Annotated in this window: 21 protein-coding genes; 9 read left to right on the plus strand and 12 right to left on the minus strand. The window is 36.9% G+C overall.

Annotated features, from left to right (window positions below; all coding sequences use genetic code 11):
- The first annotated feature begins 185 nt into the window (after positions 1-185).
- Positions 186-1,118 carry a family 2A encapsulin nanocompartment shell protein gene (locus tag NGC85_RS10275; protein ID WP_005053291.1) on the plus strand — a complete coding sequence of 311 codons (933 nt, stop codon included), beginning with the start codon at positions 186-188 and terminating at the stop codon, positions 1,116-1,118.
- Positions 1,093-3,045 (plus strand): family 2A encapsulin nanocompartment cargo protein cysteine desulfurase, encoded by a 1,953-nt coding sequence (locus NGC85_RS10280; RefSeq protein WP_254730863.1) that lies wholly within the window; start codon positions 1,093-1,095, stop codon positions 3,043-3,045. The genes NGC85_RS10275 and NGC85_RS10280 overlap by 26 nt, the downstream gene beginning before the upstream one ends.
- A gap of 46 nt (positions 3,046-3,091) precedes the next feature.
- On the opposite strand, the gene NGC85_RS10285 is transcribed toward NGC85_RS10280, so the two are convergent.
- A complete protein-coding gene (locus NGC85_RS10285; protein ID WP_254730865.1) occupies positions 3,092-3,733 on the minus strand; it encodes a LysE family translocator in 642 nt (213 codons plus the stop codon).
- 92 nt (positions 3,734-3,825) lie between these two features.
- On the opposite strand from NGC85_RS10285, the gene NGC85_RS10290 reads away from it, so the two are divergent.
- A complete protein-coding gene (locus NGC85_RS10290) occupies positions 3,826-4,752 on the plus strand; it encodes a LysR family transcriptional regulator (protein ID WP_254730867.1) in 927 nt (308 codons plus the stop codon).
- Positions 4,753-4,785: 33 nt separating this feature from the next.
- On the opposite strand, the gene NGC85_RS10295 is transcribed toward NGC85_RS10290, so the two are convergent.
- On the minus strand, positions 4,786-6,489 hold the full coding sequence (locus tag NGC85_RS10295) for a ShlB/FhaC/HecB family hemolysin secretion/activation protein (protein WP_254730869.1): 1,704 nt from the start codon (positions 6,487-6,489) through the stop codon (positions 4,786-4,788).
- 80 nt (positions 6,490-6,569) lie between these two features.
- Entirely contained in the window at positions 6,570-9,491 is a 2,922-nt protein-coding gene (locus NGC85_RS10300; protein ID WP_254730871.1) for a filamentous hemagglutinin N-terminal domain-containing protein, read from the minus strand.
- Between the two features lie 519 nt (positions 9,492-10,010).
- On the opposite strand from NGC85_RS10300, the gene NGC85_RS10305 reads away from it, so the two are divergent.
- On the plus strand, positions 10,011-10,541 hold the full coding sequence (locus tag NGC85_RS10305; RefSeq protein WP_254730873.1) for a hypothetical protein: 531 nt from the start codon (positions 10,011-10,013) through the stop codon (positions 10,539-10,541).
- 529 nt (positions 10,542-11,070) lie between these two features.
- Here NGC85_RS10305 and NGC85_RS10310 read toward each other — a convergent pair.
- Together NGC85_RS10310 and NGC85_RS10315 are read right to left on the minus strand one after the other, a co-directional pair.
- Entirely contained in the window at positions 11,071-13,188 is a 2,118-nt protein-coding gene (locus NGC85_RS10310) for a DEAD/DEAH box helicase (RefSeq protein WP_254730875.1), read from the minus strand.
- A gap of 63 nt (positions 13,189-13,251) precedes the next feature.
- A complete protein-coding gene (locus tag NGC85_RS10315) occupies positions 13,252-14,421 on the minus strand; it encodes a site-specific integrase (protein ID WP_254730877.1) in 1,170 nt (389 codons plus the stop codon).
- A 365-nt stretch (positions 14,422-14,786) separates the two neighbouring features.
- Here NGC85_RS10315 and NGC85_RS10320 point away from each other — a divergent pair, with 365 nt between their 5' ends.
- The gene (locus NGC85_RS10320; protein WP_254730879.1) at positions 14,787-15,833 is read left to right on the plus strand and encodes a hypothetical protein; all 1,047 of its coding nucleotides are present in this window, start codon (positions 14,787-14,789) and stop codon (positions 15,831-15,833) included.
- A 227-nt stretch (positions 15,834-16,060) separates the two neighbouring features.
- Here NGC85_RS10320 and NGC85_RS10325 read toward each other — a convergent pair whose 3' ends face one another.
- The 3 genes from NGC85_RS10325 to NGC85_RS10335 form a co-directional block, all read right to left on the minus strand.
- A complete protein-coding gene (locus tag NGC85_RS10325; protein WP_254730881.1) occupies positions 16,061-16,402 on the minus strand; it encodes a hypothetical protein in 342 nt (113 codons plus the stop codon).
- A gap of 3 nt (positions 16,403-16,405) precedes the next feature.
- Complete coding sequence (locus NGC85_RS10330) at positions 16,406-16,930, minus strand: hypothetical protein (RefSeq protein WP_254730883.1); 525 nt, start codon at positions 16,928-16,930, stop codon at positions 16,406-16,408.
- Positions 16,931-17,017: 87 nt separating this feature from the next.
- Positions 17,018-17,458: a TM2 domain-containing protein gene (locus tag NGC85_RS10335; protein ID WP_254730885.1), complete on the minus strand. Its 441-nt coding sequence runs from the start codon at positions 17,456-17,458 to the stop codon at positions 17,018-17,020.
- 100 nt (positions 17,459-17,558) lie between these two features.
- On the opposite strand from NGC85_RS10335, the gene NGC85_RS10340 reads away from it, so the two are divergent.
- Positions 17,559-17,828 (plus strand): helix-turn-helix domain-containing protein, encoded by a 270-nt coding sequence (locus tag NGC85_RS10340; RefSeq protein ID WP_254730887.1) that lies wholly within the window; start codon positions 17,559-17,561, stop codon positions 17,826-17,828.
- Between the two features lie 139 nt (positions 17,829-17,967).
- On the opposite strand, the gene NGC85_RS10345 is transcribed toward NGC85_RS10340, so the two are convergent.
- From NGC85_RS10345 to NGC85_RS10355, 3 genes are all read right to left on the minus strand, one after another.
- Positions 17,968-18,123, minus strand: a complete 156-nt coding sequence (locus NGC85_RS10345) for a hypothetical protein (protein WP_254730889.1) — start codon at positions 18,121-18,123, stop codon at positions 17,968-17,970.
- 299 nt (positions 18,124-18,422) lie between these two features.
- Complete coding sequence (locus NGC85_RS10350; protein ID WP_254730891.1) at positions 18,423-18,653, minus strand: helix-turn-helix transcriptional regulator; 231 nt, start codon at positions 18,651-18,653, stop codon at positions 18,423-18,425.
- Positions 18,654-18,848: 195 nt separating this feature from the next.
- Entirely contained in the window at positions 18,849-19,307 is a 459-nt protein-coding gene (locus NGC85_RS10355; RefSeq protein WP_254730894.1) for a hypothetical protein, read from the minus strand.
- A gap of 556 nt (positions 19,308-19,863) precedes the next feature.
- On the opposite strand from NGC85_RS10355, the gene NGC85_RS10360 reads away from it, so the two are divergent.
- The 3 genes from NGC85_RS10360 (at position 19,864) to NGC85_RS10370 (ending at position 23,212) form a co-directional block, all read left to right on the plus strand.
- Positions 19,864-21,411: a class I SAM-dependent DNA methyltransferase gene (locus NGC85_RS10360; RefSeq protein WP_254730897.1), complete on the plus strand. Its 1,548-nt coding sequence runs from the start codon at positions 19,864-19,866 to the stop codon at positions 21,409-21,411.
- Positions 21,408-22,616, plus strand: a complete 1,209-nt coding sequence (locus tag NGC85_RS10365) for a restriction endonuclease subunit S (RefSeq protein WP_254730900.1) — start codon at positions 21,408-21,410, stop codon at positions 22,614-22,616. The genes NGC85_RS10360 and NGC85_RS10365 overlap by 4 nt, the downstream gene beginning before the upstream one ends.
- Before the next feature lie 98 nt (positions 22,617-22,714).
- Positions 22,715-23,212, plus strand: coding sequence for a DUF2939 domain-containing protein (locus NGC85_RS10370; RefSeq protein ID WP_302885550.1), 498 nt, complete (start codon positions 22,715-22,717; stop codon positions 23,210-23,212).
- A 57-nt stretch (positions 23,213-23,269) separates the two neighbouring features.
- On the opposite strand, the gene NGC85_RS10375 is transcribed toward NGC85_RS10370, so the two are convergent.
- Entirely contained in the window at positions 23,270-24,541 is a 1,272-nt protein-coding gene (locus NGC85_RS10375; RefSeq protein ID WP_254730903.1) for a hypothetical protein, read from the minus strand.
- Positions 24,542-24,605: the final 64 nt, after the last annotated feature.

The following is a 24,605-nucleotide window of genomic DNA, read 5'->3' on the forward strand; positions in this document are numbered from 1 at the left end:
AAATATCTTACATGCTCAATATATTTATTTTTCACAACTATATTCTTATGAGTAATAAATAAGTTTTATCTCATATTAATAATTTACTAACTTCAATTATTTTAGATTTATTAAATAACTCATTGAGCATTATTTAAATAAAACAATTTTATCAACAAAGCCAAACACAATAGGAAAATTTATTCATGGCAAAAACCAACGATAAAGTTCAACTTGCACTTGGTGATCATGCAGCAAGACAGCTTGCCAATGCAACCAAGACCGTTCCACAACTTTCGACCATTACTCCACGTTGGCTCACACATTTATTGCAATGGATTCCTGTTGAAGCAGGTATTTATCGTGTTAACCGTGTCAGCAATACCGACGATATCCAAGTCGCGTGCACACAACGTGATGAAGCTACTTTGCCACAAACTTTTGTGGATTATGATGCGCAACCACGTGAATATTTCTTAAATGGTGTTTCTACCGTTTTAGATATTCATACTCGTGTTGCCGATCTCTACAGCAGTCCACACGATCAAATTAAAGAACAATTACGCTTAACCATTGAAACCATTAAAGAACGTCAAGAAAGCGAGCTGATCAATAACCCTGAATATGGTTTATTGGCAAGCGTGGCAGATGACCAACGTATCTCAACTTTAAATGGTCCTCCTACACCAGATGACTTTGATGATTTATTGCGTAAGGTCTGGAAAGAACCTGGTTTCTTCTTGGCACATCCAGATGCCATTGCTGCATTCGGTCGTGAATGTACCCGTCGTGGCGTGCCACCTCCAACAGTCAGTTTATTCGGTTCACAGTTCATTACATGGCGTGGTGTACCGCTGATTCCATCGAATAAGATTCCTGTGGAAGATGGTAAAACCAAAATCTTGTTACTGCGTGTGGGTGAAAAACGCCAAGGTGTAGTGGGATTATTCCAACCGGGCTTGGCAGGTGAACAATCTCCTGGCCTTTCTGTACGCTTCATGGGCATCAACCGCAATGCGATTGCGTCTTATCTGATCTCATTATACTGCTCATTGGCGGTATTGACTGAGGATGCGTTGGCTGTACTCGAAGATGTGGAGGTGGACAAGTATCATGACTACCCAGTTATCTACAAGTAATGTACACGGTAGTCCGACGGGTTCTGAAGTGGTCGGTGTTAGCCCACCGTCCAACTTCCCAGATGAAGCAACACTTTCAAGACTTGCCTCTGAATTTTTTGCTGCGCTGCCAAGTTCAGGCAGTGGCCATCCGTCTGGTTTGAATTTGGACTTGCCCAATGTCGGTACACCGCCACATCAACCTCAGCCCGCTGAACCTTTAGCAGCGTTAAGTGGACGTGCGCCAAATATTGCCTATGAAAAAAGTTTGAATCCTGAATATCCTGAGCATATTCCAAACTATCCTGATTATCCTGAACGTCGTGCCATTGCCTCTGCACCCGTGGTCGGTGGGGCGAACTTGCCTCGCCCGCCAATTGAACCAAATTTTCCACAGGCGATTCATAGTGCACCGAATGTGCCTTTGGTTGAACCTTCTCGTCCATCTACAAGCGAGGTTTCACCATTTTATTTTTTAAATGATTTTGCAGCCCCCAGCACATCAAGCTCTGAATTTGATGCTGCCAGTTTTGCTACTGCACAATCATTTCAATTACCACACGGCGATGCACTAAAAAGCTTGTTGCAGCAAGATCAGCCAAGTTCAGCCCCCCCAAAAAGCCCTACCTCAACAGGCTTCTACTTTTTAGATTTACCACAAAGCAATACGGGTTATGGCAATTACCAAGCTTCACAACCGCAGTTTGTAGCCAATGCCGCTCAACCTTTGGATATTCAAGCGATTCGTCGTGACTTCCCCATTCTGAAAGAACGCGTCAATGGCCGTCCTTTGGTTTGGTTTGATAATGCAGCGACCACGCAGAAACCACAAAGCGTGATTGATCGCATTGCCTATTTTTATCAGCACGAAAATTCCAATATTCATCGTGCCGCACATGAGCTGGCAGCACGTGCAACCGATGCCTATGAACATGCACGTAATGTGGTGGCTCGTTTTATTGGAGCAAAATCATCCAAAGAAATCATTTTTGTACGTGGTACGACTGAAGGGATTAACCTGATTGCCAAGACGTGGGGTGAGCAGAATATTGGTGAAGGTGATGAAATTATTGTTTCGCATCTTGAACATCACGCCAATATCGTACCGTGGTTTCAACTCACCAAAAAAGTCGGTGCCAAACTCCGTGTCATTCCAGTGGATGATACTGGCCAAATCATTTTGGAAGAACTGCCAAAACTGATCAATGAACGCACCAAACTGATCTCTATTACCCAAGTGTCCAACGCCTTAGGTACGGTGACACCCGTCGCTGAGGTGATCAAAATCGCGCATGCCAAAAGTGTGCGAGTCTTGGTCGATGGAGCTCAGTCTGTTTCGCATATGCCAACCGATGTTCAAGCGATTGATACCGACTTCTTTGTGTTCTCAGGGCATAAAGTTTTTGGGCCAACAGGTATTGGTGCAGTCTATGCCAAACCTGAAATTCTGGAAACCATGCCCGTTTGGGAAGGCGGCGGTAATATGATTCAGGATGTGAGCTTTGAACAAGTGGTTTACCAACCTGCCCCAAATAAGTTTGAAGCAGGAACAGGTAATATTGCTGATGCGGTGGGTTTAGGTGCTGCTTTGGAATATGTTGAGCGCCTTGGCATTCATAATATTGCTCGCTATGAACATGACTTACTGGAATATGGTCAGCATGCGTTAAGCAGTGTCGCAGGTTTGAGACCGATTGGCACGGCGAAAAACAAAGCCAGTGTCATGTCCTTTACCCTTGAAGGTTATTCGACAGAGCAAGTGGGTAAAGCACTGAATCAACATGGGATTGCAGTACGTTCAGGACATCATTGCGCTCAGCCGATCTTACGTCGTTTTGGTGTAGAACAGACTGTACGCCCTTCTTTGGCGTTTTATAACACCACGGAAGAAATTGATTTGCTGGTGTCAGTCTTACATCAACTGGCCAGAAACAAACTAAGTTCCTAACCCCTCTCTAATAAAAAAGACTGCCTCAGCGCAGTCTTTTTTATGTTCAGGCAAATGCAACACTCCAAATCAATCGTATTGCAACTACACCGAGAATAACCCCCATTACCCGCTCAAAATACACCCCAAACTCTAAAAAGCGTTTCCGTACAACTGGCTGAGCAAACAAAATGCTGACCAAAATAAACCACACAGCATTGACTAGACACATCCAGATGCCATAACCAATTTGAATCTTTAACGGTGTGGTCGGGCTAACAATGGTAGTAAAAATCGCCAGAAAGAAAACTGTCGCTTTGGGGTTCAGCGCATTGGTTAGAAATCCCATATTAAAGGCTTGGATTAAACTCGGTTTACCCATCACCTCACCTGCCAAAATATCCAGATTGGCATTCGGTTGACTACGTAAACATTGCCAGCCCAAATAAATCAAATAAGCCGCTCCAGCTATGCGTAATACCGACATTAACCAGACACTTTGCTGGATCAGCACGCCAACACCCACCAAGGTATAAAACACATGCACCGAAATGCCGACACCAATGCCGATTGCAGTGATACAACCAATCAAATAGCCATATCGAACACTTTGTCGTACTGTAATAATAAAATCAGGACCCGGTAAAACGACTGCCATAAAATGGATCAATGCCAAGGCCAGAAACTCATGTCCATACAACTGCCACATTTGATTTATCTCCATCATGACTACAGGAAAAAGATTGTATTGCGATTTTTAAAGCGCGATAATCCAATCACAATCCAAATAACTTTTGCTTCATGAGCACAAATCAAAGTCTAGTTCTGTTAAATGAAATGGCAACCTTTGTCAAAGTTGTCGAAACCGAAAGCTTTTCTGAAACAGCACGACAACTCGGTTCAACCCCATCTGCTGTGAGCCGTGCGATTGCCCGTTTAGAACGAGCTTTAGGTACACGTTTATTGCATCGCACGACCCGTAAACTGCGCTTAAGTGAAAGTGGTCAACAGGTCTATGAACGCTGTGTCGACATGGTCAATGCCGCACAAGCGGTGATGGAAAGCTCAGGTCAGTTTCATATTGAACCACAGGGTATTATTCGGATCAGTGTGCCCAAAGCTGTTGGGCATTTTATGCTACATCCGCATCTACCCGAATTCTTGGCACTGTATCCAAAAATTGATATTCAATTGCTATTGGAAGACCGCTATATTGACTTGATTGATGATGGTGTAGATCTAGCGATTCGCATTACCGAACAACCACCGGGTGGCTTGATGGGGCGAAAACTAATTGATATTGATCATTTAATCTGTGCCACGCCTGAATATTTGCAGAAAAATGGCATACCACAGCATCCACACGACTTAAAACAGCATCAATGTATCTATTTGGGCGAACAACCGAATGATTCTAAATGGAAATTCCAGCAAGAACAGAAATCCATTACTGTTGCTGTCCGCGGTCGTTATGCTGCGAATCATACAGGCGTGCGTCTCAGTGCCGCTTTACAACATTTAGGCATTGCCAGTTTGCCTTACTTCGTGGCTCGACATGCTTTAGAGCAAGGCACACTGGTTCAGGTCTTACCTGATTGGCATTTTAAGACCCATTACAGTGGCGGCGCATGGTTACTCTACCCACCCACCCGTCATGTTCCCCCAAAACTCAGTGTCTTCATTCAATATTTGGCAGAAAAATTAGCAGCGGAACCTATTCTTATCTAACGATCTAAATATCCTTTGAATTAAAATCCATTTTTAAAACCTCCAACCAACTTGAAATGCGAAACGAGGATTCTTATCATTATCACTTTTAGCAGTTGATGTATTCCTCCATGCTAGAGTCAAATTATAATCCCAATACTTATAGCTGCCTCCCAAGCCAATTCCTGTACTAGCTAAAGATCGATTGTTTTTTTCATTTAAGTAAACTTTTTTATTGTGTTGAATGCGCCCAATATCTTGAAATAAAAATGTATTTACAAAGGGAGAAAGTTGATAATAAAAATTTGTTGATGCTCCCCAACCTTGATCACCAAGACCTTCCGCAGCGGGATAAGCACGCATTTGATAAAATGAAAATTTTTCGGCAGAATCTAAATTCTTAGAAGATAATTGTCCATATAATTCTCCAGTAAACCATGATGATGCACCCAAACGTTGTTGTCTAGAAAGCTTCCACTCATATTTATGAAAATTGCCCTGTGATTTTGCTGATAAGCGATCAATATTTAAAGCTGAAGGACTTTTGATATTTAAATGACCAAATGTGGTAATAAACTGTAGCTGATTAATACCACCTTTTACATTTCCTATACCCCATTCATCTAAGCGAGAGAAGTTGAATGTAATACGACTTGCGCCTATTTTTTTTAATGTTTCGGTATCTGTTGCAGCAATCTCATCGAAGAGCTTTCTTTCTTCAAATGATAATTTCAAATTAAGATTCGTTTTCTGACTTCGAATCAGTGGATAAATAAAATGTAAATTATAGTTTTCAGAAGTCCCTTTTACTTCAAGTAATTCAAACTGCTCACCTAATTCATATTCAGTTCTACTATACCCCCCCCCTAGACTTAAGCCATTTCCAGTGATTGGGAATTGTGCATTTATGTTTCCTAAAACCAAGTTCTGATCACTACTGAGTATTTGAGCAGAAATTTTTTCTCCATATCCAATAAATCCATTACTTTCTAAATATCCTGAAAAACGATATTGCCCCGTATAACTACTTCCCCCATTATCAACTCCGACTCTACCTGAAATAGCTTTCTGGCCAAGTATATCTAATACCAGATCTGTTTGTCCTATTTGTTCCCCAGCTTGTAAATTTGCTTGAATTTGCCCAACACTAGGTACATCCGAAATCAGTAATAAAGTTTTATTCGCCTGATGTTGCTGCAATGCTTGATTGACTGGAATTCGATTTGTATAACGATAAATAATTTCATCTTGAATACTTGATTGGTTATTTAAGATAACTTTGCCTAATTGACCTTCTAACACCCTGATAATTAATACCCCATTTTCTAGTTTTTGTTTCGGTAAATATGCTTTTGCTAAGAAGTAACCTTGTTTTTTATAGAAGTGAGTGATCTCATCTGTTGCTAGTTGTAAGTCAGCAAGAACATTATTTTTATTTTCTAAATGATGAACTAAATCATACAGAAGTTCAGTCTTAATCTGATGATTACCTTCAATCTGAACCTTACCCACCCAAATCGGAGTTTGATCTCGACTATAATTTTGTTGTGTAATATCAACATCAAAATACTTTTGATCATCTTTTACATGCGATTTGAAAGATTCTTGACCTAGCTGCTTGGTAATTGTTCCACTATCAGGAACAACAACCTCAGCATGAACAAAAGTCGAAATCCCTAAAATAATATAAACATTTGGGATAAAAAAGAGCGTTTTTAGATAACCCTTTCCTAGTATTTTATAGAAGTAAAATTCCATTTTTCTCTAAATTTATTAAAAGCTCATATGAAAGACAAGAAGCTAAGCTTCTTGTCTGAAAATTTAAAATCTATAGAATCTTAATAGTTATAGCGCAGCCACGGCGTCGTATTATTCTCATCAATCACCCAAACAGATGTTGAGTTTGAGTCTGATACATCAGCTATATCCCAACCTTCGAAATTTGGTATTTGAGTTAAATAATATGATGCTCTTCTATCACCACCGCCAGCACTCGACATTTGCGAAGATGTATCAGAATCCCAATAACTATTTACAATCGTAGGAGTTTGCGACAATATCTGCCCTATCAGCCCACCAGTAAAACTAGTACCAACAACCAAACCATTTGAATAACTATTTTCAATCAAAGAAACTTGTTGTTGACTTGGAAAACTATTGTTTAATATTCCTATGAGCCCTCCGACATTTTTTGTTCCAGTTATATTCCCAGAAGCAAAACTATTTTTGATTTTGATAGTACCGTTTACGGAAGCTATTAATCCTCCTGCGGCAGGAATGATATCGCTACTATAACTAGATACATTACCTTTTGCATAACTTTGCTCGATTGTTACAAATGAATTAATATCTCGATTTGGATTATTATATGAGGCTTCTAATCCAACAAATCCAATTAAGCCACCAACACTAGCTTTTCCATCCATATTTCCAGTTGCGTAACTTTGATAGATTTTTGTATTACCCTGAGAGAATCTTAATGAGCCTATTAGCCCACCCAAATGTTCTACCTCCCCAAAAATATTACCAGATGCATGGCTTCCAACAATATCATTGTTTATCTGTTCACCTACAAGTCCACCAACACCATATGAATTAGCAATTTGAGAATTAATATTACCAGTAGCGTAACTGTTTTTGATTAAACTAAAACTTTGTCCTACTAATCCTCCAACTGAAGCTCCTAACACAGGCTCAGCGACACTTAATATTGTAATATCCCCTAAAGCATAAGAGTTTAAGATAGAACCCGAGATTTGTTGGTTATTCTCATTTCGATAGCCGCTTTTTCCTATTAATCCTCCAACACCAGCTAAACCATATATAGTATTTGAGCTAAAAGCATTTTTTACAGCACCTGATTTTTGAAAACCAATTAATCCTCCAACAGTATTTGTGCCTTTGATTACACCAGCTTTAGTTCCGATATCTCTAATTGTATTTGATGTCGCTCCAAATAGACCAGATGAATTAATGAAATAAGTGGCTGGCAATTCCAAAGGAAGTGGAATTGGCAAAGGATCTATGCGATCTATGTAGAGACCTGATACTGTATGACCTAAACCATGAAATTCCCCTAAAAACGGATTATCTACAATCGTAGTTGTAACATTAAATCCATTAGGTGCAGTCGGATCATTAAATATTTCGATAATCCCTCCAGCATTTCCTATTGGATCAAAACCTTTACCACTATTCCAGTTTATTGTATCCGAAGCATCAATATCGCCTCCTAACACATAATTACCTGAAAGATTGTTATTCATCCCTTGTAAGGTATTAATATTTGCATCACCTTCTTCACCTAAATTATTGATTACAATATAGGAAGTACCATTAATCAAAAGCGTTGGTGAAGAGCCGCTGATATTAATTTTTGAACCATTATTTAAGTTGTAATCTGAGTTAACCCCATAATTAATAGCAAGTTTAGCTTTGTCGCCACTTAAATCCAAATCACTATTAAAGTTAATATATTTATTTGCGGTAAGTGTAAGTGCAGTATTGCCATTCCAGCTGGTTGCATCGTTGACATTAATATTGCCTTGACCCTCTGCCGTACCAGTCGCATTCAAGGTGACGTTGCCTTTGTTTAAAGCATCGCCCAAAGTCGTACTACTGATACTACCGCCAAAGAAATCGACATCTACATTTTTGGCTTTTAACTCCCAACCGCTCGTGGTCGGCGGCAAGCTTGTTGTTGTATTACGCTGCGTTGTGATATTGGTACCAGAATTGATATGTACCTGTGCCGCAGAAGTTTTTATTTGACCTCCATTACCGCCATTAGGCGCTGAAGCATCTAGTGTTCCACTGACATTCAATGTCCCACTGGTTAAATCACTGCCTAATTCAATCACACCACGGACATTATTCACTGTTTGTGCTTGGATCACTCCAACGCTATTTACGACCGCATTGCTTAATTCATCAATACCTTTTGCCGTCAGTACAACTTTACCACCATCCGCCTGAATCATTCCGCCTGAGTTAATTAGAGCTTGCGCCTTACCTTGATTAATGGTGTAACCCAACAAGCTACCATTATTTAAATTCAGGGTAATATCACCGCCTGCTGCCAATAATACATTGCCTTGCGGTGCTTTGATCGTGCCTGTTTGTTTTACTGTCGGGGCAATCAGAGCAACTGTACCGCCTGTTGGCACAGTAATTTTCCCTCTGTTCTCAACAACTTTGTTGTTACTCGTATTGCTAAAATTAAATAGGTTGTTATTAAAATCACTGTTGCTTAGATTTAAGGTGGATGCTACTAAGCCCGCTGTATTGACCTGTGAAGTACTCCCAAATAACACTCCATTTGGGTTGATAATAAATACCTGTCCATTGGCATTTAATTGACCATTTAAAGTTGAAGCGCTAGTCCCCGTAACTCGGTTTAAAGTAATAGAGCTACTATTAGGCTGGACAAAATTGACAATTTCATTGCTACTGGTCGAAAAGCTACTCCAATCAATTGCTGCTTTTGCGGTTGACTGGTTAATGGTGGTGGTGGTTCCTGATGTTGAAATCGTTGCAGTTCCTGAACTTACAACTCCACCGTTTGGTCCTGCCAATGCAATACTTGCACTTAAAATATTCACAATAAAAATAGCTACTGCTTTTGCAGTAAGAATTAAAGAGACTTTAGACTCTGTTTTTGTAGATTTTTGGTCTGCAATAATTCCCCCTTTTGCGATTTCGCTCACAGCTTGCCAACATAAAAATTTAGAATTCCACACTAATCTATAAATTTTATTCATGAAATATTCCTATTCACTTTTAATATTTTTTTCAACCAATTGTTGAGCATTTTTTTTATCATAGATTTTATTTTTTTGAACATTTTTTAACAGTTTTTCAGATAAATAGCATTCATAAATTTAAAAGTATATTAGCCTATAACTTTAGATGTGTATAATCACAGCTGATACATTTATCAGCATGACTTATGTTTTTAGCTATAAATTCCTATTCATCAAATAATTAAGGGAAATTATTAAAATTTTATTTGAAATTAAATTATTTATAAGTATTTCTTAAAAAATATTATTAACAATGAAAATCATTAGGCTAATAAAAATGATCAACTTGTCTTTAAAAACAACAATTAGATTTTTATGCTAAAAATTTAGCTCACATCCAACTATAAAGTTTAAATAAATTAAATAAGCACCTTATATATACGAATAAAATCAAATACTTAAATTAATAAAAATTTAATATATGATAAAATTTATTTGTAGTAGTATTGTTGTATAGTGTAAGAACAGGTAAGCTCCATGCCACATTCATCAATAAAATTTAAAAATGAAAATGAATACTCGCTATTTACACAAATGGCGAATTTAAACTCGAAACCTGAACTAATTGATCTAAGATTAGAACCGACTAAAAACAAAGTATCAGTGTGGATGGATGCCGCCGTGATCACAATGTTTTCTTTTGGTTTCTTTATTAGTCTTGATAGTGAATTAACTCATCAAATCGTTAACTCTCTGTTATTGATAAAAGCCAATCAGAACGAACCTACTCTTTTCCAAAGTCGTAAAATCATAGATGACAAGGGCTTCTCTCTTCATCATACGTTCATGTATGAAGTAAATGAGAATACTTCGATTAAATTTTTATTTAATAAAGATTGGAATATTAACGAGTTTAATACAGCTTGTGATATTTTAATCAGAGAATTAAAAGCTTATGAAAGAAATGAAATAAGTCAAATCTCAGAAGTTGTGAATACACATTTAAATTCCGAACTTATCTTCATGTCGATTGATGTTAACTTTGATGTGATTTATTTAATCAATTAAGCACTCAATACCGAGCATTAAGTAAACAATTAAAATTTATTCGTAATTCAAATATTAAAAAACCACTTAGGATTAGTACACCTAAGTGGTTGTTTTATATGGTGGGCCCAGACAGACTTGAACTGTCGACCAACGGATTATGAGTTTAGACAAACACTCATTTATATTGATATATTTCAACAACTTAAATAAAATACAATCAAGAAATACATGACTAGCAAATGACCGTAGGTAGTTTCTTTACAACTCAAAGAAATCTGAAGAATTTTCAATATTTTGATAGAAATCTAATCAAAAAATCTTTGCCGTAAAAGTAATAAATGCATAAGAAATAACGTTTTATCATTTAGCATATACAGTACTTACCGAAGATTTACCGTAGCTAGACCTGAAAACCGTTTCGATAAACCGTAGATAACAATGCATTTTTTATAGACCGTAACTGACCATAACTACTTTTACAGTCACGTAGTAAAATGATTAGACCGTAGACTGATATTTCATCACTTGTCTACGGTCCTACTTCTTATCAAGCTGCCACAGTTTGCGTTAACTCTGATATGTCACTAAGTAACTGACCAGATCGAGCATCTATTCTCTCTCCCTCTAGTTCAATACATTGTGGTTTGTTGGGTTCAATATAGGAAAGCCCGTTATATTGATAGCCTCCCCAACCTAACCCCATAAAAGTTACGATCTTGTCTTCATAAGATTTCTTATCATTTTTGACCCTAACATTGCAGTATTTCTTTACAAAATTTACGGCTTGATTAGATTTAAGAACGATCTTATTTCTTTGGTCTAACTCAAAATACTTATGGCTTTTGATGCCTAGAGCAAACTTGGTTGCCTCATCTTTATCGAGCTTTCGTAACCCTTGATTAATCAACTTTTCCAATGCTTTTACATCATATGTCTTAGATGCTTGATCATTTATGAATATGTGCTTAGCAATCTGATCCATAAGTATTTTAATGATTGGATGATTTTGATATTCATGCCCAACTTTTTTTACAGACTTGTAGCTATCCCTCCGTAAGATTTCAAGAATATCATGCATATTGCCGACGTAAATTGATACTTCAGCCATGTGATAATACAGATCAAATTCAATCTCAGAATCCTCTTTTATATAAGGAATTACCTGTGGGTTTTTTAAAATCTGCTTTCCATGCGAAGTAACTCCGTAAACTTGTCTAGTATCCTTGAGATATTGTTTAGCAACACCTGATACTTTATTTTCTTTCAGTTCTTGCAGCTTTTGCTTAGCTTCTGCGTAAGCTTTCTCCAACTCACCACCAATGGTTGCGGTGCTCACTGTTTGAGAAATGAATGCATTTGGGTTAGCTTCAGTTAATCGATATTCTAAATATCCAATATTAGAATAAAGATTCTGAGTATCTATTGAGAATGCTTTAGCTGCGACAACCGCATGATTAATAGTAATTTCATCATCAATGCTTCCAAGCCCTTCTATTTTTATCAAATCTTTGAGAGCCTTATTTATAGTCTCTACAACCTTATACCCTTTTAGCGATTGTTTTTGCTTCATAAGCTGTGAAGCAGCTTGCAAATGCTCTAAAATCTTGATATTGGCTGCACATTCTAAATCAACTATTTCTACATATTGGTGATGAATCGCCACTACATCATTAATTATAGAACTATCAATTTCTTGATCTAAGTGAATGTAAATTGGTGGATTTGCATGACGTGTTCTGCCTATAAATTGAGTAATTTCATCTACATGTGTATTACCACCCAATATATGAATACTATCAATCTCATCATCAGTATTCATGAAGTTTATGGCTTCATCCCAAACAGAAGTTGTCAAAATTACGCTATATTCCATTGACAACTTGCTTGAGTTAACCATATCAATAATAGCTTCATTCCCTTGTCTTTCTCGGTTTACAACAAGTGTAGAAATACCCTGCTTCTGCAAAAAGAAACGATATTCTTCAGCTTTTCTTTTATCGTTAATTCGAACAAAGATGATCTTTTCAGAATCCGTAGACTTCATCAAATTAACTCGGTTAATGATAAAGTTAACGCAGTTAAGATCATGTTGCTGAGCGTATTGTTGTAAAAAGATCTGACGTTGAACTGGCTTTACTTGGGTAAACTGATAAATATGATCAAGTGAAAGTGGCAACTTATCTAAAAGTTCCATAGTAAGCGTTGCACTCACCAACAATACCTTTCTTACATGCTTCTTTTGCATAAAGTCTAATATTTCATTTAACGCCTTGCCTCTATACCCACCTGCACAATAAAGCTGATGTACTTCATCCACCACTAAAATAGTATCTGATTGGATGTATGGCTTGATTTTAGCTAACTGATCATATGTAGCCACAATATTATTTGTCGATAATTCTTCCTCAGACACTTTAAGTTCTCCATAACAAAAAACAGTTCCCTGATCTTTGTAATTTTGCTCAAGCTGTTGTACCTGAGACACTTTTGGACACAACATCACAACTCGCTCCTGTGGCATAAGAGTTTCCACTACAAATGTAGATTTTCCTGTCCCAGTAGAAGCTTTAAGCAATGTTGTACCGACTTCAATTGATGCCAAATGATCCGCAATCATTTGGCCTTCACTTAAGTTAAATTCCATCATATTTACTAAATTTGGCATGAGTTCTCCTAAGGGTATGGTTTTCATACCCAATAAAATTTCACGTGTGTTTAGGTCGTAGGCTTAGATAGACGCTTGATTTACAATTTCAGCGACTTTTTGGTAGGCATCTAACATGACTTCCCCATTGAGATGAGCATAGCGCTGGGTTGTTTGTGGTGAAGCATGACCAAGTAAATGCTGAACAACATACAGGCTTAACCCTTTATTGACAGCCATACTTGCGAAGTTGTGTCTCAAATCATGAATTCGCATGTTCGGTATCCCTGCTGCTTTCATGATTTTGTCATAGCATTTACGAATATCATTGAACGCTTGTCCCGTTTGCGGATTAGCAAAAACATATTCACTTTGACGTGGTAACATTTTTCTAATTTCTGCCAAGCTTTCACTTGCTAAACGTATCAAGCGTGGTTTACCTGATTTGTTATTTTCAAGCTTCCAATGGCCTGAGGACAAATCGACATCAGCCCACTTCATATCCATAACCTCTCTTTTACGCATACCTGTCAGTAATAAAACTTTTACAATCGCCACAATAACGAGATTATCAATTCCATATTCTGCAGGTGAATTCAGCACTTGCATTAGTCGAGGGAGCTCTTGCTGGGATAAAAAACGTTCAATTTTATTCACCTCTTTGTATTTCTTAACTCGTGATACTGGGTTCTTTTCAACTAAACCTAGATCCATCGCATGGCTATACATTACGGAAAGTAATGCACGAATACGATTAATCGTTGCATGTGATAGCTCCGAATCTTTCGCATGATCAAGAATTTGCATGACGTTAGTTGCTTCCACTTGATTTAATGGAAGATGACCAATCACATTGTGCAAATGATTGTTAAACCTTGATAAATCATCACTGTGTGAACGTTTACGTTTCTGCGCATATGGATAGTAAGTCTTAGTGAAAAATTCATTTACTGTCGGCATTGCTTTTTGTACATCACGTTCATGCTGTGGGTCTTTACCAATCGTCAATAAATCATTTTTAGCTTGGGCAATAAGCCTTACCTCAGCTAAACGTAATTCTGGATAATTACCCAATTTCATCGCGCGCTTGGTTCCGTTAATTACATAACGAAATAACCAAGTCTTTTTACCCTGACGAGTAACTACAAGTTTGAGTCCTTTCACTACATTGTCAGTTATCTCAAGTTCACGTCGACTCTGAGGACAAACAATGCTCATCACGAGTGCCTCATCCAATTTTTGTTTCGCGTTCATTAGTTTCTCCAAAATTTAGGCAAACAAATCCCCTTGACCGCTAAAGGCCATTTTGCAAATTCAAAAGGGGGATTAATAAAAATTAGTAAGCTTGAGTATTCATGCTTTAAGTTGGTTTCCTAATTCACACAATAGGTAAATCAGGTATATGAATCATTAAGTCGTCATCTCCTTTAAAAATGTCATTTCATTTAAGTTGAAAACATCTTGCATGATTGTGATTTTCAAAACAATATCTCTAAAAATTCAAAATAAAAAATGTATATATACTTATATTTCATATAGATGTAATATAGTTTTCTATCAAAGCATATGCGAAAAAATTCAATATTTTTTACAAACCGTTACATCTTTCGGAGGGTACAGTGGCTTCTTTGGTTGAAAATCAATTTGATTCTGAAGAATTAGTACTAACAAAAGGTGCTAATCTAGCTTTTCCCATGATTCTCTCTGACTCCGTTATCACTCCAAGTCAAACAAAAAGATCGAAAAATACGCACCCGAAATTCATGAACGACGCAAAGTTCCATCAACTACAAAAAGATGCAATCAAAAATGGAGCTAAATCATTAAAAGATTTATTAGATTATTACAATGCTGCTGCAGATATTCCGACCACACGCATGACATTAAGAAGCAAGTTACGTAAAATTGAAGAGAAAAAAATATTGGGAAGATTTTATAAATGCAAACAACTTTTTTTCTTTAATGTTGATTATAATAAATGTCTGATTTTTGATAAGAAAATCAACTATTACAAGCATATTTTTATTATTGAATCAATATCCTTAGAAGTTGATAAGGTTCTATATAGAGTCATTTGTTCACGACAAAATATTAAAGATATTAATTTAAAATACTTACACTGTTTCGAAACAGTCTATGTTGCTAAAAATATTCTAAAGATTAATCAGAATTTATGGAGTGATCATCAAGAGTTATTCCGTTTTGTATCATTTCCAGACTTAATAAAAAAGCTTCACACTTTGATAGAAAAGCAAAAACTGGATATCTACAGCTACAGAACGATCTCTACAGAGAATCTTAAGAAAGCAATATCTCTACTAAATACTCAGGAATTTTCTTCTGTTCTAGAATATTTTCAAATACTTAAACGCGAAGAAGAAACACAATTTATTGATCGTGCAGAACTATTAACTTTAAAAGTTCATCGCTCATCAAAAACCTTAGAAGAAAAAACTGACTCACTAAAATTGCCACCTCCAATCCAGTTATCATTATTCAATAAAGCCAAGAAGTTACTCATTCAAAATAATTTATCAGAAGCTGTTGGCTGGCTTGAACTGCATTCGCAATATCAGCAAAATCTAAGTAATGGGTTAACTTTCGAAAAAAATATATCGCAAATACAAAGAGAAAAACTACAGCAAATAATTATCCAAAGGAACTAAGGACTACAAGACCCTGCTTCTTCCTATTTGACGTATGCATTAGTCCTTTCCTTACAAGTCCAAATTAGAATTCCCGTAAAACCCAAAAAGTTTTACGGTTCATCTTACGGTTTAAGACTGGTGTTTAGATTTATGGGATGCTGTTTAACAACTAGAGTGACATAACTCAGGGGCTTATTCGATTATCCTCTCCACTACTTTGCTGACTGGGGTTCGCTAAAGCACCATCACGTATTTTTGATACCCAAATTTGGATAGATTTGATATGGAATATAGATCAACACTCCTTCAGTATCGTTAAGGGTGATATAAACTTCACAAGCGTATGGACATTTCTCAATGTACTCAACCTCACTAGCATTTAGTTTGTCCAGAATTGAGAATGGTAAACCTGCAATAGGTACGTTAAGTTCATGGGTATGCTCTAAAACAACAAACCACCCATATTGGGTGGCTTGGTAGTCTTCTTGATACTCTATTTCGATTCGATCAATCGCACTAGCTATTGCTAAACGTATAGCTTGATTCATCACATGTTCTAAATCACGCTTACTTTTGACAATATTCATTCGCTATCCCTCCTTTTTTGATGTTTCAGAGCGTCCGTGTTTCGGCTTATCAGTAATAGATTTTGTATCGATTGCCTTTTTGTCATCATCGTCTAATACATTAGATAGTGGTGCAGATGATGCGTCATTGAGCCTTTTTAGCCAAAATTCAGCATCATCACTCACCTCTAATAACCGTTGCGTATTGGGATGAGGATGAACGACTTTCTGATCAACGAGAATTGCAGCCAGAAAGCATGGGTTATTTGCTGACTTACCAATGAAAAGTCCTTTCAATGAGGTTGCATGAAAAGCTTTTCCAGTTTTTCGTAATGCATAAACTGTCTGAAGAATATCTTCTATTTTGACTAATTCTGCGCTAAACCCACCTGATGATTCATTTTTGCTAATCGCTATTCCTAAAGACGCATCATCATTATTTCGCCATATTTGATAATGCAAGTTCCCTTTGGATCGTTCCGATAGTTTTGGGCAAATTAGCGTATTGACTAGAGTATGATTAATTTTATCTGGAACACGTGGTTGCATATTTTTCTCCAAAATTTGGGTATAAAAAATCCCGATGTACTTTTCGTACATCGGGACATAGATATTTCGAATCAGTGAGAAGCTAATTCACCAAAGCCATGAAAATGGTCCCTTAAGCTTTCGGACTTTTTCATTAATTTCTTGCTCAGACAGGAAGCAATACCGAACAAATTCGATAAAGCTTAAAATGAGTGGGATATAGAGTACACAAAGCAAAAGATACACAATCCCCCATCCCCACGAGCCGACATAGAATTTATGCGCGCCCAAGCCACCGCCAACTAACGTTAAGAGTATCAATGCAACTTTTGATTTTTCCTTATTCTGAACTACGGTGGTAGCTGCTAGAGAAGGATAAACATTTATCGCTTGACTCGAATCATTGAGCTCATAATCAATCTCTAAGCCCTCTTTTATTGGAATAGTGCCACGCCATTCGTACAAATCAAATGTAATACGCTCACTATTTTTTGTGATGATTACTGCTTTATTTTGGACAGTATCAATTCCAAGGATTTTTCCTTCCATATATACCTAACTTATAAATATTTGAATTAAATGATGATAGAGATACGCACATAATGTACCTATTTTGGGTACAAAGGTCAATGTATCTTAAATAGGTACAATGACAAATAGTATCTACACCAATGAAATGCTTGCTTTGCGAAGTTGGTTGAAACAAGAACGTGAAGCTAGAAATCTTTCTATGCGTGCTCTAGCAGAACGTATGGAGAAACCGCACTCGTTTATACAAAAAGTTGAACAAGGCGAACGCCGTTTAGATGTCGTAGAATATGTATGGTATTGCCATACTTTGGGTATTGATCCTCAGATTGGACTGGAATTAATTCAGAATGAGCTTCCAAAAGATAATAGCTCCATACCTCCTACCTAAGCATTCATCCACGATAATCTAAATATTTTCATGCTAATTGGTCTGTTACATGGCCTTTCTCCTAATCTGAATGCAAGCATAAAAAATCCCGATGTACTTTTCGTACATCGGGATCAATTGTGAAACGTATGAGACTAGATCAGATCAGAATACGACCTATAGCAATTAGCTTCTCAAGAATAGCTCTATCTGGGTTATTACATGTGTAAAGTGCGTTTGCCAAAGTTTGTGCTTTCTCTGTTGGAATGAGCGCAATAGCATCTGCAATGCACTCTAAATGATGCGAATATTTCATCTGTACTCCTGTTCACGTTTATGAATATTATTGCTGCATACATTATTTACTTAGCAACTCACTCAAATAATATGTAAATCAAAGTTAGATTTATTTCGCTTTGCTAGAAAAATAAGATTGATCTACTGTAGGGGGGGAAATTGATATTATATGAATTATTATATAAGAAAACTCCCCCTAGTTTTTGGTCACTAACCCTTGTCCAGCAAGTCTTTTATCTATTTTTGTATTCTAGATTTTTTACTCCCCCTCCAAAATCTATACTGTAGAAAATACAATCAGTTCGTACAATAACAGAATCACTTACGCTGATTTTCTAGCTCATCGCTGATGTACTGGATTCCTTGCTTAGGATCACTCCCTAGTGCATGGCAATAATATAGGTACTCAATAATATCCAATACATATTGACCCTGCTCAATATCATTGACATATGAGCTAGGTTTGTTCAGCTTATTGGATAATTCTAGTTTCGAAATTCCTTTAGATTTTCTTTCCTTTTTGAGCCATTGCTGCAAAATTTGTGTCATTCTGATTCGCTCCCAAGAAGGGCAAAGCTCAAAATATAGGGCTGTAGCGAACAAAAATTGTGGGAAACTGTGGCGTTGCTTGGTATAAAATAAATTATCTTCATGATCATTCCTAGTTCTAAAGATCATGAAAATAATATGTGGTTAAGTAACTGTTCATTACTCACTAAATCAGCTCAATGAACACTTTGGGAATCATTTCTCTGTGTGAATATTTAAAAATTTTTCAAGATTATTAATTGCTTCAGGTATTAGTTGATATACACTATATTCGCCTGATCTGTTTTTTGAAATCAAACCTAGGTTTATTAATACTGCACATAAAAATCCAGAATTATTATTATCTGCTACAGAAAGCTTTCCAGCTAATAAATTTATCCTTGCGAATAATGGCTGAAACATATCACTGGCTTTGTAATACTTTATATCTGCTAATTCCAAAATATACTCTCTGAGAGTATTTAAACTCAAAGGATTTTTAAATACTGTACCTTTAGCCGAATTCAATATTTCTAAACCTAAAGTAGAATCGGCTAACCTCAAAATTCGATAAGATAGCTCTTTTTTATTCTCATCAGTAGCAGAAAGTTTCGGACATCGGTATTCACAATCAATTTCTTTTTTACTAATGATTGATTCTTCATAAGTACACATAGTTTTGTAGACCTTAATAATTCCTAAGTTTAGAACTAGATAAGGATTTTTATAAAAAATTCAATCATTAATAGGCTAAAATATTTGACTGAAATTAGACTTGGTTGATATTTACCCTCGACTCAAAAGCAAACACAATCAGATTAATATAATATCAATCAATACCCATCAACCTTTGACCTATTCTTTTTGTTGTACATCACACTCATTCGACTGTATTCATCTTTGCTAATACCAGCTCAAGCCTGTCTGAGAATAAAGGGGGAAATTTGTTAGTTATATGAATTATTATATAAGAAAACTCCCCCCTGTTTTTTGGTCTCTATCCCTTATATAGCATGGCTTTCACCTTTTTTTCTCTACAGATTTTTTACTCCCCCTCCAAAACTCCCCCCTTTAGAGAACTCTAACCATACTTATTACTTACCTGCTTTATTCGTCAAGTTATAATAGCGACAACCAATGTCGTGATATTTCTGCTCTTTCTAGTATTTTGACTAGACGATCTATTATAATCATCTCATAAAATGATGATTTATTGGGATTCACAAACACTATGGCTCGTACTCCAAAGCAAACAAAACAAGAACCAATTGAGGTCGTACTTTGGAAGTCAGCAGATAAACTTCGAAAGAATATTGATGCTGCTGAATATAAACATGTCGTACTTGGTTTGATCTTCCTCAAATACATCAGTGATTCATTTGAAGAGCACTATAAAAAATTAGTCGATGGTCAAGGTGAGTTTGCAGGTGCAGATCCAGAAGATCGTGATGAATACACCGCCTATAACGTCTTCTTTGTGCCTGAAGTCGCTCGTTGGTCTTATCTACTAGAACAAGCCAAGCAACCCTCTATTGGGGTGATTGTCGATGCCGCAATGGAAGCGATTGAGAATGATAATCCTCAACTCAAAGGTGTACTTCCAAAAGTCTACGCACGTCAAAATCTTGATCCAACAAGTTTAGGTGAACTGATCGATATGATCGGTAATATCGCATTGGGTGATACCAAGTCTCGCTCTGCCGATGTATTAGGTCATGTATTTGAGTATTTCTTAGGTGAGTTTGCTTTAGCTGAAGGTAAGCAAGGTGGTCAGTTCTATACGCCAAAGTCAATTGTTGGTTTATTAGTTGAGATGTTAGAACCGTATAAAGGGCGTGTATTTGATCCTTGCTGTGGTTCGGGTGGTATGTTCGTTCAGTCGGAGAAATTTGTAGAATCTCATCAAGGCCTGATTGATGACATTTCGATTTATGGTCAAGAGAGCAACCAGACCACTTGGCGACTTGCCAAGATGAACTTAGCCATTCGTGGCATTAACTCAGAGCATGTGAAATGGAACTCTGAGGGTTCATTCCTCAATGATGCGCACAAAGACCTCAAGGCAGATTACATCATCGCCAACCCTCCATTTAACGTATCCGACTGGAGTGGTGAGCAATTGGTTGGCGATGCTCGCTGGCAATTAGGTACCCCCCCTGTGGGCAATGCTAACTTCGCGTGGATGCAGCATTTTCTTTATCACATGTCGCCTAAAGGACAAGCTGGTGTGGTACTGGCGAAAGGTGCGCTCACCTCCAAAACCAGTGGTGAAGGTGAAATTCGCAAAGCTTTGGTTAATGATGCCAATGTGATCGACTGTATTGTCAATTTACCTGCCAAGCTTTTTCTAAATACTCAGATTCCTGCTGCTTTATGGTTTTTGCGTCGTGATCGTGCCAATTCAAGCAAGTACAAAGATCGTAGCAACGAGATTCTGTTTATTGATGCTCGTAACTTAGGGCATCTGATTAACCGCAGAACCAAAGTTTTATCTGATGATGACATTAAGCTGATTACAGAGACTTACCATAACTGGCGTAATAAAAACGCTGTGTACGAAGATGTTGCAGGCTTTTGTGCTTCTGTACCACTCGAAAAAGTCGCTGAGCTTGATTATGTGCTTACCCCAGGTCGTTATGTCGGTTTGGCTGATGATGAAGATGAGTTTGATTTTAAAGAACGCTTTAGCAGTCTAAAAGCAGAGTTTGAAGCACAACTTGCAGAAGAAGCTAAGCTGAATCAAGCTATTATGGAGAATTTGGCAAAGGTGATTATATGAGTAAATTAATCACATACCGCCTAGATGAAATCGCAAATGTAATTGACTGCGAACATAAGACAGCACCAAAAATAGACTCAAGTGAATATTATTCTATTCGTACTCCTGACATCAAAAATGGACGTTTGTTATATGAACAAGCAAACAGAGTCAGTGTAGAAACTTATAATTCATGGACTAAAAGAGGAATACCTGAAACTGGTGATCTTATACTTGCCCGTGAAGCTCCTGTTGGCGAGGTAGGATGGATTGATAAAGATCATAAAATTTGTCTTGGGCAGAGAACTGTGCTTATCAAAATCTATTCAGATAAAATCGATAAGAAGTACTTGCTCTATTCTTTCGTATCACCGAGATTTAAGGATTATTTAAATGAGCTTTCAGGTGGTAGTGTAGTTGCCCATCTAAATATGAAAGACATTCGTGCTTTAGAGTTCTCATTTCCCCCTCTCCCTGAACAAAAAGCCATAGCCTCTGTTCTTTCATCATTAGATGACAAGATCGACTTATTACATCGTCAGAATAAAACTTTAGAAGCGATGGCTGAAACACTGTTTCGACAGTGGTTTATTGAGGAAGCGAGAGAGGAGTTAGGAGATGCTGATCTTACACAATTAATTCGTTTACAAAGCGGATATACATTTAAAAGTAAAGATTTTCAGGAAAGTGGAATTTTTGGAGTAATCAAGATCAAGAATATTTCAGGAAATATCATTGATATTGAGCAAACTGATTTTGTATGTGATGAAGTTGGATTATCTACTGCTCAACGCTTCTATGTATTGAGTGGGCAAGTCTTAATTGCGATGACAGGAGCTGAAATTGGTAAGTTGGGTCTTGTGCCAAAAACAAGTAAAAAGCTTTTATTAAATCAACGAGTGGGATTGCTAGAACCAAAGTTTAAAGGAGCTGAATATCTCGCTTATCTTCACTTGAAGAGTGAATATGGGCAAGATTACATTGCGAACTCAGCAACAGGTAGCGCACAACCCAATATTAGTGGTTCTTTAATTGAAGCTTGCCCATTTCCAAAATTTGATAATTCTTTTCTTATACAATGTGGGGAACAAGTTCAAATTTACTATGAAAAAGTAAAAGAGAATTTAGGGCAAATCCAGACACTTGAACAACTACGAGACACCTTGCTTCCTAAGCTTATGAGCGGTGAAGTTAGAATCCAATACCAAACAGAACAAGTCGTATAATATTTAGTGAAGTCATTTGATGGCTTCACCTTTTTTACATTACATTCAGGGGGCTGAATGTAAATAAGAAATTAATCGAGGCTATAATCGCTGCTGTTATCGTACTAGTTGGGGGCTACTACTATGCTTCGCCCTACCTCGTCCTCAATAGCATCAAGAGTGCAGCAAAAGCAGGTGACAGCGAGAAAGTCTCTGCATACATCGACTATCCAAGTAGCCGCCAAAGCTTCAAAGATCAAATGAATGCTTACATGGTTAAGGATATGACATCAAAAGAAACTAATGGTTGGGAAGCTTTAGGTGCAATGATGGCAACAACTATGGTTGATAAAATGGTAGATACTGTTGTTACTCCTGAAGGCATGACATTGATGCTTCAAGGGAAAAATCTAAAGGACAACGTAAAAGATTCAGTTCAACAAGAAGAATCATCAATCCAAGATGAACATCAACCAGATTACAAATCAGGATACACCTCTCTCAATGACTTTGAGATTGTGGTCAAAGATCAAGGCAAAGCTAAAGACGTCAAAGTACTGATGGTCCGTAATGGCTTGAGTTGGAAAATTAATAAGATAGTAGTTCCACTAAACTAACTTATTTAAGATACTAAAAAGTAGCCTTATCAATAAGACTACTTAAACTTATACTCGTTAGACTAGAATTCTTTCTCCTGTGTTCATGCACAGAAGATGTTGATCATCTAATTTCTGAAAAGCTAGTGTAATTGGGGGTTCTTTTGCCATTACAGCTTGGATACCATGTTCGGCTATTTTCTTTGCAAACACACTTTTTTCAGCAATGTTCGATGAAAATGTTTGCACACTGTGTAGTAACTCCTGTTTTCTCTTATCCAAAATACTCAGCTGATTCTTAGTTTTTCCATCCATAAAACTACCACCAAAGCCAACTGTAGCACCTAAAGCAAAAGTGGTTAGACCTATCGGAGGAAAACCAATTGTTAAAATTGTTGCAGCAATTTTACCTTTATTGTCATTGACTACTTTCTGAGCCTTATTAGTTAAAGAATTCATAGAATTAATTTCAGTTGTAATATTCTCTTTTATTCGATTATTTAACAATATCAAATGTTCTAGCTCTTGCATAATACGCTGTTGAAGTAATTCTTTGATTACATCCATATCTCCTAAATGATTCATAATATGACAACAAATTAGACGTAAACTTAAACATAGGAATGCAAGCTCTGCTAGCTCATTTACGTCTTTTACTTTTTTTTCAATATCTGCTTTTAGATCTGCGGTTCCAAATATTTCCTTATGTTCAACTTTTTGCAGACCATATTTCTCTAAATCAGCTTTAAGATGTAAGTAAATCTGTTTTAAATCATCATCATATTTCGATAAAATTGAAGCATTCAGAATAATTTTTCGTTGTTCTGGATTTGCGATAGTTAAAAAATCCATCTTCTCTTTTAAGTTATCAAAGATTGCTTGAACTCTTGCTTTACGTTCAGTTTTCTGAAAATCAGAAATCTGATTTACACTATTTTGCAAAGCTTCTAGTTTTTTATTAATGTCAGCCAAATGTTTTTGTGCAACTATTACAGATGCTATTTGCCAGACAGCAGCAGCATTAACCAGTTTAGATAATGAATCAGCGTGATATAAACGAGCATGTTCTGTAATTCCGCCATTTGTAGCTCGAGAAAATGCTCTTAAACCATTTCCATCAGCAGCTTGGGCTAAATCACCATGAATTACAACTTCCATAATATGCTTATTAGCAATCTCAGCTGATGTCATTAATGCAGGAGCTGCTTGTGCGGCAACTGAAGCAATGTTAGAAAGTGCATCTAAATGTGGAATCTTTTTATATACCTTTTCTTGTTTAGAATATTGAGCTGAAATTTCTATTAAAGGATGCTTCTCATCTTCCCCAATTATAATCGAATGCGAACCCATTATCTTTATCCTTATAAAAAAATTAAGTATGTGACAATAATTATTTCATCGATATAAATAACTA

This window comes from Acinetobacter sp. Z1, assembly GCF_024296945.1.
Classification (GTDB): Bacteria; Pseudomonadota; Gammaproteobacteria; order Pseudomonadales; family Moraxellaceae; genus Acinetobacter; species Acinetobacter beijerinckii.